We start from the raw sequence: 16,071 nt of genomic DNA on the forward strand, positions 1-16,071 counted from the left end.
GATGCTTCATGGCCGGCGTGGTCGTGGGCATGAGCGTGACCAGCGGCGTGGTCGTGGGCTTGTCCGTGATCGTGATCGTCGCCATGCTCATGCGCGTGACTGTGATCGTGGCCGCACACGCGGTCCTCCCCCGCTTCATCGAGCGAGACTGCCGATTCCGTCGAGCCCGACGCCGCTGCGTCCCGCCCGTCGTCGCGCGCCCGAAAACGCTGCGCGGACACGCAACGCGACCAGAAAGCCTGGACCATGGCCGATTTCTCCCAAAAGTGACAGAATCATTGAACAGCCTGTAGCGGCTACAGGGTCAAGCCAATTTGGGAGAACTGCGACCATGAGAATCGGTGAACTGGCGCGCCAGGCCCATTGCGACGTCGAAACGGTGCGCTTCTACGAACGCGAGGGCCTGCTCGACGAGCCGGCGCGAGAAACCAACGGATACCGCAGCTACACGGGCGTGCATGCCGCGCAGCTGAACTTCATCCGCCATTGCCGCTCGCTGGGCATCGGCCTCGCCGATATCCGCACGCTGCGCCGCTATCAGGCGGACCCGAGCCAGCCGTGCGACGAAGTGAATCAACTGATCGATTGCCAGATTGCGCGCATTCACGAGCAGATCGAGTCGATGCGCGTGCTCGAACAGCAGTTGCGGACGCTGCGTGAGAGCTGCCATGCCCACCACAGCAGCAGCGCCGAGTGCGGGATCATGAAGAACCTGGAGCAGCCGATGGACGAAGAAAGCTGTTCCTGCCACGCGGATGCAGTGCACGACGACGCGGCAGCGAAGGAATAAAACGCCCGCATGGCGGACGGTGCGCGGTGGGCGCGTGCACCGTTGAAAATCGCCGCGCAGCGGCGAGGCCACAAGAAATATTTGAGCGCCCGCGCACAGGGCGCCGCTAAAACCCGGACCCAGATCCGGGTTTTAGCTCATTGAGGCCCATTGAGGCCGTTCAAGCCTGATCAGCCCTTCAAGGCGCCGAAGCAATCACCTCGGCCACCGCGGCCGTGAGCTTCTTCGCGTACGGCACGTGCAGGAACTCGTTGGGCCCGTGCGCATTCGACTTCGGTCCGAGCACGCCGCACACCATGAACTGCGACTTGGGAAAGCCCGCTTGCAGGACGTTCATCAGCGGTATCGTGCCGCCCTGGCCCAGATACGCGCAGTCCGCCCCGAAGTGCGTCCGCGAAGCCGCATCGAGCGCCTGCGAGAGCCACGGCGCGAGTTCCGGCGCGCTCCAGCCGTTGGCTGCGCCCGTGTCCGGCTTGAAAGTGACCTTCGCGTTATAGGGCGGATCGAGTTCGAGCAGCGCCTTCAGCTCGGCGACGGCCTTCGACGCCTCCACCAGCGGCGGCAGCCGCAGCGAAAGCTTGAACGCCGTGCGCGGACGCAGCACGTTGCCGGCGTCGGCGAGCGCGGGCAGGCCCGCCGCGCCGGTCACGGAGAGCGACGGGCGCCACGTCGAATCGAGCAGCGCCTGCTGCGGGTCCGTGGTCTTGGGCAGCACGGGCCGGCCGTCCTGGCCGCATGCCCAGGGCAGCCCCTTCCAGACGCTGTCGCCGAGAATCCTGGCGGTGGCCTCGGCCTCGGAAAGACGCTTCGACGGGATCGCGCAATGAAAGCCCTTGGGCAGGAGCGTGCCGCTTGCGGCGTCTTCGAGCCGCTCGAACAACTGGCGCATCACGCGGAAGCTGGACGGCGCAATGCCGCCATAGGAGCCGGAATGGATGCCCTCTTCCAGCACCTCGACTTCCAGATCGCCCGACACGAGACCGCGCAACGAAGTGGTGAGCCAAAGCTGATCGTAGTTGCCCGCACCCGAGTCGAGACAGACGACTAGCCCGACCGTGCCCAGGCGCTCGCGCAGTGCGTCGACATAGGGCAGCAGGTCATAGCTGCCCGATTCCTCGCAGGTCTCGATGAGGCCCACGCAGCGTGGACGCTCGATGCCCTGGGCGTCGAGCGCGGCCAGCGCCGTGACGCTCGCGTAGATGGCGTAGCCGTCGTCGGCGCCACCTCGCCCATAGAGGCGGCCGTCTTCGAGCTTGGGCGTCCAGGGACCGAGATCGTTGCGCCAGCCCGCGAATTCGGGCTGCTTGTCGAGGTGCCCGTAGAGCACGACGGTCTCGCTGCTGCCCGAGCGCGTGGCCGGCACCTCGAAGAAGATCACCGGCGTGCGGCCCGGCAGACGCACGATTTCGAGTTTCAGGCCGCGCACGGGCTGGGTTTCGGCCCACTTCGCGGCTTCTTGCACGACGCGCTCCAGATAGCCGTGCTTCGCCCAGTCGGCGTCGAACGCCGGACTCTTGGCCGGCACCGCGATGTAGTCGGTGAGCGCGGGGACGATTTCGTCGTTCCACTTGCGCTCCACGAACGCGCGCAACTCGTCGTGATCCAGTTGCCGGATGTCCTCTGTCGTGTCTGAGCTCATGGTGCGAATTCCGTGCGGGAAAAATTCAAATCATAGACCCGAACAGCCCTTCGCCGACAGGTCTCGCGCACGAACTCGCCACGCGCTGGCCGTTCGGCCAGGGACTTCAAGCGCGCAAGGCCGATCCGCGCGACAATGGATGATCGGGCGCGTAACGCGCCATTGGGGAGGACCGGCCATGGTGAGCCATTCCGTCTTCGAGATCATCGTTCTGCTCGCGGCGGTCGCGCTTTATTTCTTGCCAGCGCTGATCGCGGAGCGGCGCGTGCGCGACGATCTGCTGACGATCGCGCTCTTCAACGCGGTGCTCGGCTGGACGGTGTTCGGCTGGCTGCTTGCGCTTTACTGGGCGCTGCAGCCGAATCCGCCGAAGGACATAGGCGGCAACGTGAAGGAAAGACGGCGGCGGCTGGGCATGCTGCTGTTCTCCCGCCGGCTCGACGACCGCGTGCACGCGCGCGAGGCCCGTGAGGCCGAGCGCGGACGCTCCTCGCATTGAAAAATCGCACCGTCCGGATAACCGGCGCTTGCGGATATCGGGCAAGCGATAGACGCCATGCGTCGCCGCGAGATACCTGCCCTGGCCGAACGGCCAATCCGCCCGACGGGCCGCGCACGCGCCCCGTTTGCATGAAATAATCACGCTCATATTCGTCGCGCACGCAGGTCCATCACCGTGCGCGTCCCCCGATTTCCCCAGCCGCCTTACCCGCAGGACCCACGGAGCCCGCCATGCCCCACGTCGCCCCGCTGCTCGCCTTTGCCGCCGTCGCTCTCGGCATGGCGCTCACGCCCGGACCCAATATGATCTATCTGATCTCGCGCTCGATCTGCCAGGGCCGCAAGGCAGGCCTCATCTCGCTCGGCGGGGTCGCGCTCGGGTTCATTTTCTACATGCTGTGCGCCGCATTCGGCATCACGGCGCTGCTGATGGCCGTGCCTTTTGCGTACGACGCGCTGCGCCTCGGCGGCGCGCTCTATCTGGCCTGGCTCGCGTGGCAGACGCTCAAGCCGGGCGGCCGATCGCCATTCCAGGTGCGCGAGCTCACGCCCGACCGGCCGCGCAAGCTCTTCCTCATGGGCTTCGTCACGAACCTGCTGAACCCGAAGGTGGCGATCCTCTATCTCTCGCTGCTGCCGCAGTTCATCGACCCGGCCAAAGGCAGCGTGCTCGCGCAATCGATCGAGCTCGGCGCGGTGCAGATCGTGCTCTCGGTTACCGTGAACGCCACCGCGGCCATTACGGCGGGCACGATTGCGTCGTTTCTTTCCGGCCGACCGAAGTGGCTGGCGTTTCAGCGGTATTTGATGGGGACGGTACTGGCCGGGCTGGCCGTGCGGATCGCGGCGGAAGGACAGCGTTAAGGGGCTGCCTGCGTTAGCAGGCGCGAGGACAGACGATGGGCGGCCCGTGCCGCCCCGCTGTCCGCCATTGTTCGGCGCTTCAAACCTTCAAATCCGGCTTCGAACGGATTCAAAGCCGATTCAAGCGCGCCCGTTGGCACGGGTTGCCGGCATGCGCAGCTTGACCGAGGCCGCCGAAATCAGGCGTGGCTCGATTTGCACCATGTCCTGCGCGAACATGTCCTGACGCAGTTCGCCGTGGTCGTCGAACCACTGGCAGATCAGCCAATGGCCGTTTGCAAAGCCAACCGGCCCTGCGTACATGACGGTCATGCGCGGTCCACCCGATTTAAGGGTGACCACGTCGCCAACGCCAGCCATGGCGGCGGGTTCGTTTTCTGCAAGCTCAATGGGCGTATCCAGCATGGCGCTGCCTCCGCAAGCCAGGTCGCTCATCGAATGATTCCCGATGCGGGTTCCGCTCTCCCACATGCAGGCTTTTTATCGATAATGTTATTCGGGCGACCGTTAATAAGTCTCGCAAGGCTAACAATACAAACAAAATCGCGCAAGCGATTTTGATACGGATGCGGGAAAACCGCGATTAATCGATGGGGATCGACTCGCATAATCGTGCTGCGGCGCCGCCCGGCGCCCTCTGCCGGGCCTCTAGCTGGCCCGCAATGCACAAACAATCATATTATTTCAAGTGCGCAAGGCTTATTGTGGCGATACGTAAGCGGCCTTAAACCAGGCGCTAAAGCACTTCTACACCGAGCATTAACCAGATAGTTCAGATCCAATACGGCGCCGAGCACCCGTCTGAACCCGTTTCCCCCGAAGAAAATCGCCCGGACGTTTTGTTTTTCGCCTTGGAATGAACCGATTTTTATATATTGCCGTGTTGCACCATTAATCACACTGTCAAAAAAATCCCGCCGCTGAAATACGGCCGTCACGATTATCGGCAAATGCATAAAAAAGCGCCTCGTCCGACCAGGCCAAACCGGGCCATGGCAAGACCTATAGCGCCCATGACACAACCGGACCCGCGACGCGAGCCCGCCCGGCTCAGCCCGCCAGCGTTCCCGTAGCCTGCGACGCGATCAGCTTGGGCAGCGGCTCGCATTTGCACTGGCAGAGATCGCCTTCGAGCGCGACCTGCTTGCCCATGACGGACAGGGTATGCGGCGCGCCATCGGAAATGATGACGCCCTGCTCATTGCAGGTATGGCACCTGACCGGGGCGCCGAGGTAGGCCATCGGACGCCCATCGAACGACGAGCCGGCGATGCCGTCCAGCACCACGCCGTTATGGTCCGTCTTATCGTCTTTGAGAATGAACTTGCGTGTCATCGCCTGCTCCCTGAGAGTCTCAGTCTGTTTCGCCCCCACTTGCCGAACGTGGAAGTCGTTTGGATGTGCACCTCGCCCGTGACGAACGGTCAGGGGAACGGCGCATCTTAATATTCAGACGATACTTCGTTCAAGCGGTTTGCACGCTCAATCGACGAAACGGGGCGTCATGGCGCCCCATCGGTCCTTTGCCCTTACTCGGAAAACGGCAGCGAATTCTGGCCTTCGGCGCGCATGCCGAACACATTGAGCGTCATCGCCACGAGCGCGTAGTAGCCGAGCAGCCCCACGAGGTTGATCGTGGTCTCATGCCCGAAGCGCTCCACCGCGCGTGCGTAGGTCGCGTCGGAGACGCGCTTCGTGTCGTAGAGCTCCGTCACGAATGCGTAGATGAGCGCGTCGTCGGGCTCGTCGAAAACCGGCTCGGCGCCGGTGCGGATCTGCTCGGCCAGCGCCTCGGGCACGCCCGCCTTCAGCGCGATCGGATAGTGGATGAACCACTCCGCCTGCGCCTGCCAGCGCACCGCCGTCACGAGGATCGCCAGCTCCGAAAGGCGCAGCGAGAGCCCCGTGTTGTAGCGGCAGAACGCGCCCAGACGCTGCGCGTGCTGAGCCAGCTCCGGACTGTGGATCCAGCCGAGGAACGGCCCGTTCAGGTTGCCGCGCGGGCCGGAGAGGATTTCGTCGAGCACCGCTTTCTGCTCGGACGTCGCGCTGGCCGCGTCGAAGGCGGGCAAGCGCGGGGTCTGGGATTGCGTCATTAAATAAGCTCCGGAAAGATCACGCCGCGTTGGCCACGCCCGTCGCATTCAGCGCGGCGCCGATCGCGGCGGCCAGGCGCTCCTCGATCGTATCGATATTCTGGGCCGTACAGATGAACGGCGGCGCGAGCAGTACGTGATCGCCGTTCTTGCCGTCAACGGTGCCGCCCATCGGATAGACCATCAGGCCGCGCGCGAACGCCTCGCGCTTGATGGCCGCATGCAGCTTGAGCGCCGGGTCGAAGCTCGCCTTGGTCGCGCGGTCCTTCACGAGCTCCACGCCCACGAACAGGCCGCGCCCGCGCACGTCGCCCACATACGGGTGCTCGGCGTAGCGCTCGCGCAGACGCGCCCGCAGTTGCTCGCCGCGCGCGAGCACGTTTTCGAGCAGTTTGTCTTCGGCGATCACGCGCTGCACTTCGAGCGCCGCCGCGCATGCCGTGGCGTGGCCGATATAGGTGTGGCCGTGCTGGAAATAGCCGCTGCCGCCCACGATGGTCTCGTAGATGCGCTGGCTCACGAGCGTCGCGCCGATCGGCTGATAGCCCGCGCCCAGCCCCTTCGCGATCGTGAGCAGATCGGGCGCCACGCCGTCTTCCTCGCACGCGAACAGATAGCCCGTGCGGCCCATGCCCGACATGATCTCGTCGAGGAGCAGCAGCACGCCATAGCGATCGCACACCGCGCGGATCTTGCGAAAGTACTCGCGCACCGGCGGCACCGCGCCGGCCGTTGCGCCCACCACCGTCTCCGCGACGAACGCCGCCACGTTTTCCGCACCGAGCTCGAGGATCTTCTGTTCGAGCTCGTCGGCGAGGCGCTGCGCGTAGGCCTCGTCGGTCTCGCCTTCGAGGCGCTCGCGGTACGCGTAGCACGGACTCACATGATGCGATTCGATCAGGATCGGCAGGAACGGCTCGCGGCGCCACGCATTGCCGCCGATCGCCAGCGCGCCGAGCGTATTGCCGTGATAGCTCTGGCGGCGCGCGATGAAATGGCGGCGCGTGAGCTCGCCCTTTTCCACGAAATACTGGCGCGCGAGCTTGAGCGCGGCCTCGATGGCCTCGGAGCCGCCCGAAACGAAATAGACATGGTCGAGCCCCGCGGGCGCCGCGGCGATCAGATGATCGGCGAGTTGCTCGGAAGCCTCGATCGTGAAGAACGAGGTATGCGCGTACGGCAGTTGCTGCGCCTGGCGCTTGATCGCGTCGATCACGCGCTGGTTGCTGTGGCCGAGGCACGAGACGGCCGCGCCGCCGCTCGCGTCGATGTAGCGCTTGCCGGTGGAATCGATGATCTCGATCCCGTCGCCCGCCACCGCGACGGGCAAGGTTTGCTTCGGCATCCGATGGAAGACTTTCGTGGACATGGGTTTTCTCGCTGAAATCGCTGAAATCGGGTTGCTTCGTTGAATCCGCTCAATCCGTTGAATGCGTTGAATCTCGTGCTGCGCTTCGCGCGCCGCCGGGACTGGCTGCGCCCTCAACCGCCGCGCGCTACCTGCAGGCCCAGTGCGTGCACGCCGTTCTGCCAGACGTCGAAGGTCACGCCACGCGGCTCCACGCGCATACAGGCCGTGGCCAGCGTGTTTTCGTCGTCCGGGTCGCGAGGGTCGTCGCGGTAGATCGGCAGGCCCGCGCCCGCGCGGTCCTGAAGCGTGCGCACGAGCGCCTCGCCCGAGGGCCGCACGCCAAGCGCGGGCAACAACTCGGCGAGCCGCGCCTGGCGGTCGCGCGACGAATCGGTGACGATCTGCGCCTCGCTCTCGCAACCCGCGTGAATCAGATGGTTCGCGTGCCCCGAAGGCGCGCCCACTTCGACGATCGAAGTGCGCTGCGCCGTGGCCTCCACGCTATGGACGCGCACCTCGCCCGACGCATCCACGCCGCCGAGCGTATGGTGAAAGCCGCTCGCGCGCGGTGTGTCGCGCAGAATGGCCAGGGCGTCGGCGAGCGTTGCCGCATCGAGCACGGCGCGCGCGAGGATCATGCGCGGCACGCCCGCACGCGGCTCGCGGATGCGCACGTTGTTGATCGCCTGCGCGATGCCCGCGTGCGACGCCGCGAAAGTGTGACCGGGCAGCGAACCGGGGTAGTAAAAGCTCACGAAGCCGGGCTTGCCCTCGGGCTGGATCTCGACCACGGCGCAGCGCCCGCGCAGCCAGGGATCGCCGTCTTCGTTATGGGCGATCAGGCCGGCCTCGGGCGTGCGCACCGCGAGCGTCGTGCAGCCATCCGGCGCGTTATGGATCAGCTCGCCGCGGCAATTCCAGAGGAACAGGTCGTGCGCCGGCCAGCCGAGCGAGGCGGCCATGGCATCGATTTCCGCGACATAGGCCGGGAAATACTGCTCGGCCGCCGCGCGCAATTGCTGCGCAAAGGCGCTGCCGCGCCAGCGGCTCACCGCCGCCCAGGCGCTGCTCTGCGCCATGTAGGCTTCGAAGATGGGCCTCGCGAGCGCGCCGAGCCGCTGCCCGATCGCCTCGGGCGTGCCGCCCATCCGGGAGGCCGGCCCCCGGAAAGTCTTAAGTCCCTGCATCGAAATTCTCGTCTGAATGCCTGAAACGGCCGATGCCCGATTTATACGCTTCACAACATATGTTGTCAAATTAAATTCTTGCCACAACAAATGAGATGATCGCGCACGAAAAAAGCCGCCTCGCGGGCGGCTTCACAATCAGGCAACCAGGACGAAGACCTGGTCAGGCGCAGGCGGGCTTGGGCTCCGATGCCACAAACTCACGGCACATAGGCGCCGCGCGCATTGAGCGTGCGCTCGGACTGCTCGAGCTGCGTCACGGCGCCCGCCCCCTCCAGCGCGAGCAGATGCGCGACGAGCGACTCGGTGAGCGCGGTCGCGGCCACCAGCGACGGGAAGAACGACGGGCTTTCGTGCGTGAAAATCAGCACTTTTTCGGCGTTGAGCGCGATGGGCGAAACAGCGCTATCGGTAATGGCGATCAGCCGGCTACCCTTTTCGAGCGCCGCCTCGGCCACGCGCACGGCTTCGACCGAGTACGGCGCGAAGCTCACGACGATCGTCGCGCTATCGCGCTCGATGCCGAGCAACTGCATTTCGAGCGTGCCGGCCTCGCCGCCCAGCAGCGAGACCGAGGGCCGAAAGAGCCGGTAGCCATACACGAGGCCGAACGCCACCGCGTAGCACGAGCGAAAACCGGCCACGTGCACGTGCTTCGCCTTCTTGAGCACGCGCGCGGCCTCGACCATGGTGCGCGCGTTGTGCGCGGCGCTGGCTTCGAGGTTGTGCTGCTGGGCAAGCAGCAGATCGCGTGCGAGCGCATCCTTCGCGCTGCCCGCGACGAGCGAGCGGGCGCGGCTCGAAAGCGGCTCGGGACGCGTGCGCACGCGCGCGACGAACAGGGTGCGCAGCTCGTTCCAGCCCGGAAAGCCGAGTTGTTGCGAAAGCCGCACGAGCGACGCGGGCTGCACCTGGGCGCGCTCGGCGACCTTGCGCATCGACGAGACGGCCACTTCATCGGGATGATCGAGCAGGAACGCCGCGCCGCTCTGGAATTGCGGGCTGAGCTCGGAGAAGCGCGCGCGAATGAGCGCGGCAAGCTGGTCGAAGCTTTCTGGCATGCGGATGACTGACGGGCGGTGGACGACAACAAATGTTACCACTGGTGTTGCGGGATGTTGCGGGAGGGGGGCCGCCTGGTGGGTCGCAAACGATTCCTGGTCAGTTGCGCGATGTAATGCAGTATCGAAAGCAGGAATATCGGCCCCGAAAGCAGTATGGTGAGACCACGCATGGCACCGCTGGCGCTCCCGACAGCTCCTATACCGTGGAACCAGACGCTCATTGAAGCGCGCAGAGAGGGGCCTCGCGGGAGATATCGCTCGACCTTCGGTAGCGCGCCCGGTCCCTGCTCCATGTATCTCCGGATGAACTCGAAATTGGCCTGAACCTGATGGAGGACCTGTTTGCCAATTGGAGTGGCCTCGTCCGCGCCATTCACCACACGGGCGCCGAAACTGAACGTGTTGACGATTTTTTTTCCGGTCTCGTCGAGGACAAAGCAGCGCATCAGGGTTGGCGCTCCCCCGGCCAGGCTGTTGGAAGGCAGCCGGTGCGGGTAGAAAAACGCCTTGTCCCAAGGTACCGCGATAACGCCTCCCGGCCCGTTGTGCCGGAAGGCGTACACCATGCGCGCCTGGCGATTGAAGCGCACGGCCTTGTGCCTGTAGTTAAAGCAATCGCGGAGCAGTACGACGACGGTGAGCACGCAGCACAGCACCGTAACTGCGACGAAAATCCACATAATGCCACTGAACATCCCCTGCTCCCCGCTTTTGACCATGGCCGGCGTATCGACAATCGCACTCTGAACAGCTTCCACAGTGAGGAAAGCAAATGCCGGGAAACAAAGCAGGAAGGCAAGAACGCCCCAGCCAACTTGCGAATAAGAAGCGTCGCAGACTTCGAGATAAACATCGTTCATCCCGAATGCGGTGTAGGCATCGGCGGCGCGGCAATCGCCGCGCGCAATACTCCGAATCAAAACACCAGTCTCGCGCCCAGAATCAGAACGCGTGCCGCATCCCCACCGTCACCGCCACCTGCGTATCCGTCGCCGAAGGCGACAGCGTATTGATCATCGCATGCGAGAGCACCGACCCTTGCGGCGCGCCGTGCACGTTCTGATAAACGCCTTCGAGGTAGAAGTCGGTGCGCTTGCTGATCGCGTAGTCCGTTTGCAGCATCGCCGTGTTCCAGCCCGGGTTCGAGCCGTTATACGCACCGTGCGTGTACGTATAGGCGCCCGAGACCGTCCACGCCGGCGTGAGCGCGTATTTCACATTGGCTTCGTAGTTGTCGAGACGCAGCGAGCCTGCAAGCGAGCCCGCCGAGTCATCGCCGGCGCCCAGATAGGTGCCCGTGCCGAACGAGAACACGCCCGCCGCGTTGTCGATCTGCGTATGGCTCCACACGAGGCCCGCCGTGACCGGACCATACGTGTAGTTGCCGCCCAGCGACCAGATGCGCTGACGTTGCGCGATGAAGTTCGCGCTCGTATCACCCGTGGTGACCGCGCCGCTGCCGTTGCCGGCGCCGTTGAGCTGCAGGTAGCCGGCCGCAAGGTTGACGGGCCCCTGCGCATACGAGAGCGCGAAGCCGTATGAACGGTTGTTCGCGAAGTTGCCCGCCTGATTGCTGAACGAGTACATGGTCTCGAACGTGAGGCCGTTCCACGTCGGGCTCGCGTACTTGACCGAGTTGTTGATGACGACCGAGTTCGCCGCGAGGTTGTCGTTCTCGAACGGATGCGCGGCGAGACTGCCGCCCCACGTATTGAACTCGGCCGTGAGCGGGCCGACGAGGTCGTTCATTACGTCGAACTGGCGGCCGAACGTGAGCGTGCCGTACGGGTCGCTCTGCAGACCGACCCATGCCTGCGAGCCGAACATGTCGCCCGAGAATGCCTGCGCGCCGTTATTGAGCAGGAAGCCCTGTTCGAGCTTGAAGATCGCATGCAGGCCGCCGCCGAGATCCTCCGAGCCCTTGAGGCCGAACACCGTGTTCTGCGTCGCGCTGCTGCTGAGCTGCCAGTTGCTGTGGCCCAACTGGTTATTGGTGTAGACGAGGCCCGTGTCGATCAAGCCGTACAGCGTCACGCTGCTTTGCGCATGTGCCGAGACGGCAAACGCGCCGGTGATTGCGAGGGCGATTAGCGATTTTTTCATGTTTTATGGCTCCGGGTTTGGGCGGTAATAAATTGAATCGAATGCGCTTTCCACCAAAGCCATGCGCGTGCAATCAAGGCGCTTCAATGGCGATTCATTCCATTATCGGCAATCAATTATTGCCAATAATGGAATAGCTGCCGCTTGCAGCGGCAAGCCTGGCGCGGCGATCAGACAGATTCGCCCAGCGTGCGCGCCCGAAGCGTCATGCGTGGTGGTGTGAAATAGCGATCACGCGCATCATAAGGCGCGGAAAATAAAAATTGCGTTGAAATTGAATACGGCGTTGTGCCGAAAGAACAACTGGCGAATGCGGTGCAATGCACGCCCCATAAAAGCGCATGCAAAAGAATTAATCCGCTTTTTGGGGCGAAGCGTAAAGCAATTGAAATGTGCAAAGCGGCGCCAAATGGCATTGGCGCCCCGATTACGTTGCCCGACGCCTGCGTTCACGAATTCACGAAGAAACAACGCGAACGACAAGGCATCGGGCAACGTGCAGGTTCTCACAGCACCGCGACCACCTTCACGTCGCTGCGATCCGCCGATGCGACGACCTTGCCGTCCACGCGCCGGAACGTGAGCGTGACCGCTGCGCTGCCCACGCGCAGATCCCCCACTTCGAGCCAGTCGATGCCTTCGGGCAGCATCGGTTGCTCGACGCGCACTTCGTGGCGCGCCGCGTCGATGCTCACGCCCAGGCACGCTTCGAGCATCATGAACGGCGAGCCCGCGGCCCAGGCCTGCGGCAGGCAGGCCACCGGATACGCGGTGGGCGGCTCGCCGCGACGGCGCGGGAAGCCGCAGAACAGCTCGGGCAGACGCATGTCGAACGTGACGGCCGCTTCGAACAGCGCCTGCAGCAGGCGCACGGCGGCTTCCTTGCGGCCGTAGCGCGCGAACCCGCGCGCGCATAGTGCGTTGTCGTGCGGCCAGACCGAGCCGTTGTGATAGGCCATCGGATTGAAGCGCGCCTGGCCTGCCGCCAGCGTGCGCACGCCCCACCCCGTATGGAACAGCGCCGATTCGAGTATGCCGGCCACGGCGCGCCCGCGCTCGTACTCGGGCAAGCCGAATGCGAGCAGGTGTCCCGCGTTCGACGCGAGCACGCGGCACAAGTCGCCGTGGCCGTCGAGCGCGATGCCGTAGAAGTCCGACTCCACCATCCAGTATTTGTCTTCCACGCAGCGGCGAATCTTGTTCGCGCGGGCCGCATAGCGCGCGGACTCTTCGACGAGGCCGCGATGCGTGGCGAACTTCGCCATCGTCTCGAAGGCCGCGCTCGCATAGGCCTGCACTTCGACGAGCGCGATCGGGCCGTCGGGGAAGCGTCCGTCCGCATGGAACACCGAGTCGTGGCTGTCCTTCCAGCCCTGGTTCGCGAGCCCGCCTTCCGATTCGCGACGATAGTCGAGCAGGCCGAGCGGGTTGCGGTCGCAGACGCCCGCGACCCAGGCCGCGGCGCGTTCGAGCGCGGGCCAGAGCTCGTCGATCAACGCCATGTCGCCGGTGCGCTCCGCATAGGCGCCCGCCAGCACGACGAACAGCGGCGTGGAATCCACGCCGCCGTAGTAGAGCGCGAACGGCACTTCGCCGGTGGCGGCCATTTCGCTCTTGCGCATCTCGTGCATGATCTTGCCGACCGCCGCGTCGCGGAACGCCGAATCCTCCTGCGCCTGATGGGCCGCGAGAAAGCGCAACACGCCGTTCGCGAGCGCGGGCGTGAGCCAGAGCGTCTGCAGCGAGGTGATGATCGCGTCGCGGCCGAACGGCGTGGAGAACCACGGAATGCCCGCGTAGGGATACGGTCCCGTCGGCAGGTCCGTGGTCAAGAGGCCGAGGTCGGCGATCGAGCGGTTGATCCACGCATTGAAGAGCGGATTGCTCGAGCGCACGTGCGCGGCCGAGCGGCGACGCTCGCGCATCACGATGTGTGCATCGACCAGCGCGGCGCGCACGGCCGCGCGGCCCACGCGCTGCTCCTTCGCATCCGCGAGGCAATGCGGGGGCTGAATGATGCCGGCGCTCGGCGCGTCGGAGGCGGCGCCGGCGAGCGGTTCCACTTCGATCGCCACCGTGAGGTAGAGCGAGACGCAGGCCTGCGCGGGCAGCGCGACGGTGAAGTCGGCGCGGTCGGCGAAGAGCTTGTCGGGCGCGGGCGAGAACTCGATGCGCACGCGCCGCGCGACTTTGTCGAGGCCAATGTATTCGAGCCGCACTTCGCCGTCCTCGACGCGCGGCGGCACGATCGTGCCTTGCCGCTCGCGCTTCAGGCCACGCACTTCGAACATGTCGCGGAAGTCGCTCGCGAACGAGATCGAAAGCGGCACGACGGCCTCTTCGGTGCCGTAGTTCGTGAGCTCGATGGCCTCGGTCATCATCGTGCCCGAGAGCACGCGCTCGCGCTCGACGTGAATCACGCCTTCGGGCGTGGTCGAGCCGCCGAGCGGCGGCAGCGGGCGATTGGTGAAATGCGCGGTGAATGCGGTGTTGTCGCTGCTCACGCTGCCCGAGAGCAGCGACGGCACGCGGCCGCCGAAGGTGAGGCGCAGCGATGAGAGCACGCGCGTGTCGTTGACGAAGAGGCCGTCGTCGACGCCGGTGATGTCGCCGAGCGAGTCGTTGACGATGAACGTGTCGCCCGATTTGAGCACGTGCTGGTCGGCGCTGGCGACCTCGGGCGTTTCGGGCGCGATAAATGCGCTATCGGTTTCGTGAGCGGGATGATCCACGCCGCTTGTGCGGGTGACGCCGCCGAGTGCTTCAGGATCCTGCATCGTGTGCCTCCTCTTCGGTTCGCTTTCGCTCGATTGTAGTGGCTCACGTGAGATTCGTACGAGGCGCGTGCGTTCCCTCCGCGCAGCAGGATCATGGCATGACGGAAACGACGACGGGCGGGCGCACGATCAAACGTGCGCCCGCCCGTCGGGCACGGCGTGACAATGTGAAAACGTCACGCCGTGTTGGTTGCGATGGCGGCGTTAAACAACGTCAACGCAACGTCAATCCATCAGCGCGCCGAGACCGGCTTCGCCTCACGCGGCGTATCGCCGATAAAGAGCTGACGCGGACGGCCGATCTTCTGCTCGGGATCAGCAATCATTTCGTTCCACTGCGCAATCCAGCCCACCGTACGCGCCATCGCGAAGATGCAGGTGAACATCGACGTGGGAATGCCCAGCGCGCGCTGCACGATGCCCGAGTAGAAGTCCACGTTCGGGTAGAGCTTGCGCGACACGAAATATTCGTCTTCGAGCGCGATCTTTTCGAGCGCCATCGCGAGCTTGAACAGCGGATCGTCGTGCAGGCCGAGCTCGTTGAGCACTTCGTAGCAGGTCTCGCGCATGAGCTTCGCGCGCGGATCGTAGTTCTTGTAGACGCGGTGGCCGAAGCCCATCAGCTTCACGCCCGAGTTCTTGTCCTTCACCTTGCGGATGAATTCGGGAATGTTGTCGACCGAGCCGATTTCTTCGAGCATGTTCAGCGCGGCTTCGTTGGCGCCGCCGTGCGCCGGGCCCCACAGACACGCAATGCCCGCAGCGATACATGCGAACGGGTTCGCACCCGACGAGCCCGCGAGACGCACGGTGGAAGTCGAGGCGTTCTGCTCGTGATCGGCGTGCAGGATCAGGATGCGGTCGAGCGCGCGCACGAGCACGTCGTTGACCTTGTACGTCTCGCTCGGCGTCGAGAACATCATCTGCATGAAGTTCGCGCTGTACGAGAGATCGTTGCGCGGGTACACGAACGGCTGGCCGATGCTGTACTTGTACGCCATCGCGACCAGCGTCGGCAGCTTGGCGATCATGCGGATCGCGGACACTTCACGATGCGTCGGCTCGTTGATGTCGAGCGAGTCGTGATAAAACGCGGACAGCGCGCCGACCGCCGCCACCAGAATCGCCATCGGATGCGCGTCACGGCGGAACCCCCGGAAAAAGAAGTGCATCTGCTCATGAACCATCGTGTGGTTCGTGACCATCGAGACGAATTCGTCCTTTTGCTTCTGCGTCGGCAGCTCGCCCTTCAGCAGCAGGTAGCAGGTCTCGAGGAAGTCGGCGTTCTGCGCGAGGTTGTCGATCGGATAGCCGCGATAGAGCAGCTCGCCCTTGTCGCCGTCGATATAGGTGATCGCCGAATTGCACGACGCCGTCGACATGAAGCCGGGGTCGTAGGTGAACATGCCGGTCTGGCCATAGAGCTTGCGGATGTCGATCACGTCCGGGCCCATCGTGCCTTTGTAGACCGGTAGCTGAACGCCTTCGGCGTGGCCGGGGATCGTGAGTGTGGCGTGTGTCTTCGAATCGATCATGTCTTGTCCTTGCATTGATTTGCCTTCGCCTCACAAGAGGCGCAACAGGCAGCGCCGCCGCCCGGATGCCGACCTGAATGTTTCAGGCCGGCTTCTCCGCGACCACTTGACGCATTTTACGGCGCACTGCACCATCGATTGATAGCGATCCCGGCAACAATGCC

Annotated in this window: 15 protein-coding genes; 3 read left to right on the plus strand and 12 right to left on the minus strand. The window is 64.5% G+C overall.

The annotated features are described in order from the left end of the window. The first annotated feature begins 331 nt into the window (after window positions 1-331). On the plus strand, window positions 332-790 hold the full coding sequence (locus U5775_RS10730) for a Cd(II)/Pb(II)-responsive transcriptional regulator (RefSeq protein WP_322058112.1): 459 nt from the start codon (window positions 332-334) through the stop codon (window positions 788-790). A 178-nt stretch (window positions 791-968) separates the two neighbouring features. On the opposite strand, the gene U5775_RS10735 is transcribed toward U5775_RS10730, so the two are convergent. Further along, window positions 969-2,429 (minus strand): M20 family metallopeptidase, encoded by a 1,461-nt coding sequence (locus tag U5775_RS10735; protein ID WP_322058113.1) that lies wholly within the window; start codon window positions 2,427-2,429, stop codon window positions 969-971. Window positions 2,430-2,607: 178 nt separating this feature from the next. Between U5775_RS10735 and U5775_RS10740 the strand changes: the two genes are divergently transcribed. Both U5775_RS10740 and U5775_RS10745 read left to right on the plus strand, forming a co-directional pair. Further along, window positions 2,608-2,928 carry a superinfection immunity protein gene (locus U5775_RS10740; RefSeq protein WP_322058114.1) on the plus strand — a complete coding sequence of 107 codons (321 nt, stop codon included), beginning with the start codon at window positions 2,608-2,610 and terminating at the stop codon, window positions 2,926-2,928. Window positions 2,929-3,161: 233 nt separating this feature from the next. Beyond that, a complete protein-coding gene (locus tag U5775_RS10745; protein WP_322058115.1) occupies window positions 3,162-3,794 on the plus strand; it encodes a LysE family translocator in 633 nt (210 codons plus the stop codon). A gap of 120 nt (window positions 3,795-3,914) precedes the next feature. On the opposite strand, the gene U5775_RS10750 is transcribed toward U5775_RS10745, so the two are convergent. The 11 genes from U5775_RS10750 to gltA form a co-directional block, all read right to left on the minus strand. Further along, window positions 3,915-4,199: a YodC family protein gene (locus U5775_RS10750; RefSeq protein ID WP_415913553.1), complete on the minus strand. Its 285-nt coding sequence runs from the start codon at window positions 4,197-4,199 to the stop codon at window positions 3,915-3,917. A gap of 645 nt (window positions 4,200-4,844) precedes the next feature. After that, window positions 4,845-5,129 carry a PAAR domain-containing protein gene (locus tag U5775_RS10755; protein WP_322058116.1) on the minus strand — a complete coding sequence of 95 codons (285 nt, stop codon included), beginning with the start codon at window positions 5,127-5,129 and terminating at the stop codon, window positions 4,845-4,847. Between the two features lie 194 nt (window positions 5,130-5,323). Beyond that, window positions 5,324-5,890, minus strand: a complete 567-nt coding sequence (locus tag U5775_RS10760) for a carboxymuconolactone decarboxylase family protein (protein ID WP_322058117.1) — start codon at window positions 5,888-5,890, stop codon at window positions 5,324-5,326. Between the two features lie 19 nt (window positions 5,891-5,909). Further along, entirely contained in the window at window positions 5,910-7,259 is a 1,350-nt protein-coding gene (locus U5775_RS10765) for an aspartate aminotransferase family protein (protein WP_322058118.1), read from the minus strand. A 113-nt stretch (window positions 7,260-7,372) separates the two neighbouring features. Further along, entirely contained in the window at window positions 7,373-8,428 is a 1,056-nt protein-coding gene (locus U5775_RS10770; RefSeq protein ID WP_322058119.1) for a C45 family peptidase, read from the minus strand. A 200-nt stretch (window positions 8,429-8,628) separates the two neighbouring features. After that, window positions 8,629-9,489: a MurR/RpiR family transcriptional regulator gene (locus tag U5775_RS10775; RefSeq protein ID WP_322058120.1), complete on the minus strand. Its 861-nt coding sequence runs from the start codon at window positions 9,487-9,489 to the stop codon at window positions 8,629-8,631. A 35-nt stretch (window positions 9,490-9,524) separates the two neighbouring features. After that, entirely contained in the window at window positions 9,525-10,352 is an 828-nt protein-coding gene (locus U5775_RS10780) for a DUF6708 domain-containing protein (protein ID WP_322058121.1), read from the minus strand. A gap of 82 nt (window positions 10,353-10,434) precedes the next feature. Then, on the minus strand, window positions 10,435-11,595 hold the full coding sequence (locus tag U5775_RS10785; protein ID WP_322058122.1) for a porin: 1,161 nt from the start codon (window positions 11,593-11,595) through the stop codon (window positions 10,435-10,437). A 170-nt stretch (window positions 11,596-11,765) separates the two neighbouring features. Next, entirely contained in the window at window positions 11,766-12,011 is a 246-nt protein-coding gene (locus tag U5775_RS10790) for a hypothetical protein (protein WP_322058123.1), read from the minus strand. Window positions 12,012-12,101: 90 nt separating this feature from the next. Next, window positions 12,102-14,372 (minus strand): amylo-alpha-1,6-glucosidase, encoded by a 2,271-nt coding sequence (locus U5775_RS10795; protein WP_322058124.1) that lies wholly within the window; start codon window positions 14,370-14,372, stop codon window positions 12,102-12,104. A 233-nt stretch (window positions 14,373-14,605) separates the two neighbouring features. Beyond that, the gene (gene gltA / locus U5775_RS10800; protein WP_322058125.1) at window positions 14,606-15,907 is read right to left on the minus strand and encodes a citrate synthase; all 1,302 of its coding nucleotides are present in this window, start codon (window positions 15,905-15,907) and stop codon (window positions 14,606-14,608) included. Window positions 15,908-16,071: the final 164 nt, after the last annotated feature.

Source organism: Paraburkholderia sp. J63, assembly GCF_905220245.1.
Lineage (GTDB): Bacteria > Pseudomonadota > Gammaproteobacteria > Burkholderiales > Burkholderiaceae > Paraburkholderia.

Bases quoted from the DNA above. Each gene is read 5' to 3' on its own strand.
- U5775_RS10770 (WP_322058119.1), bottom strand. From the start codon at position 8,428: ATGCAGGGACTTAAGACTTTCCGGGGGCCGGCCTCCCGGATGGGCGGC.
- U5775_RS10795 (WP_322058124.1), bottom strand. From the start codon at position 14,372: ATGCAGGATCCTGAAGCACTCGGCGGCGTCACCCGCACAAGCGGCGTG.
- U5775_RS10775 (WP_322058120.1), bottom strand. From the start codon at position 9,489: ATGCCAGAAAGCTTCGACCAGCTTGCCGCGCTCATTCGCGCGCGCTTC.
- U5775_RS10790 (WP_322058123.1), bottom strand. From the start codon at position 12,011: ATGCCATTTGGCGCCGCTTTGCACATTTCAATTGCTTTACGCTTCGCC.
- U5775_RS10730 (WP_322058112.1), top strand. From the start codon at position 332: ATGAGAATCGGTGAACTGGCGCGCCAGGCCCATTGCGACGTCGAAACG.
- U5775_RS10760 (WP_322058117.1), bottom strand. From the start codon at position 5,890: ATGACGCAATCCCAGACCCCGCGCTTGCCCGCCTTCGACGCGGCCAGC.
- U5775_RS10765 (WP_322058118.1), bottom strand. From the start codon at position 7,259: ATGTCCACGAAAGTCTTCCATCGGATGCCGAAGCAAACCTTGCCCGTC.
- U5775_RS10755 (WP_322058116.1), bottom strand. From the start codon at position 5,129: ATGACACGCAAGTTCATTCTCAAAGACGATAAGACGGACCATAACGGC.
- gltA (WP_322058125.1), bottom strand. From the start codon at position 15,907: ATGATCGATTCGAAGACACACGCCACACTCACGATCCCCGGCCACGCC.
- U5775_RS10785 (WP_322058122.1), bottom strand. From the start codon at position 11,595: ATGAAAAAATCGCTAATCGCCCTCGCAATCACCGGCGCGTTTGCCGTC.
- U5775_RS10745 (WP_322058115.1), top strand. From the start codon at position 3,162: ATGCCCCACGTCGCCCCGCTGCTCGCCTTTGCCGCCGTCGCTCTCGGC.
- U5775_RS10750 (WP_415913553.1), bottom strand. From the start codon at position 4,199: ATGCTGGATACGCCCATTGAGCTTGCAGAAAACGAACCCGCCGCCATG.
- U5775_RS10780 (WP_322058121.1), bottom strand. From the start codon at position 10,352: ATGAACGATGTTTATCTCGAAGTCTGCGACGCTTCTTATTCGCAAGTT.
- U5775_RS10735 (WP_322058113.1), bottom strand. From the start codon at position 2,429: ATGAGCTCAGACACGACAGAGGACATCCGGCAACTGGATCACGACGAG.
- U5775_RS10740 (WP_322058114.1), top strand. From the start codon at position 2,608: ATGGTGAGCCATTCCGTCTTCGAGATCATCGTTCTGCTCGCGGCGGTC.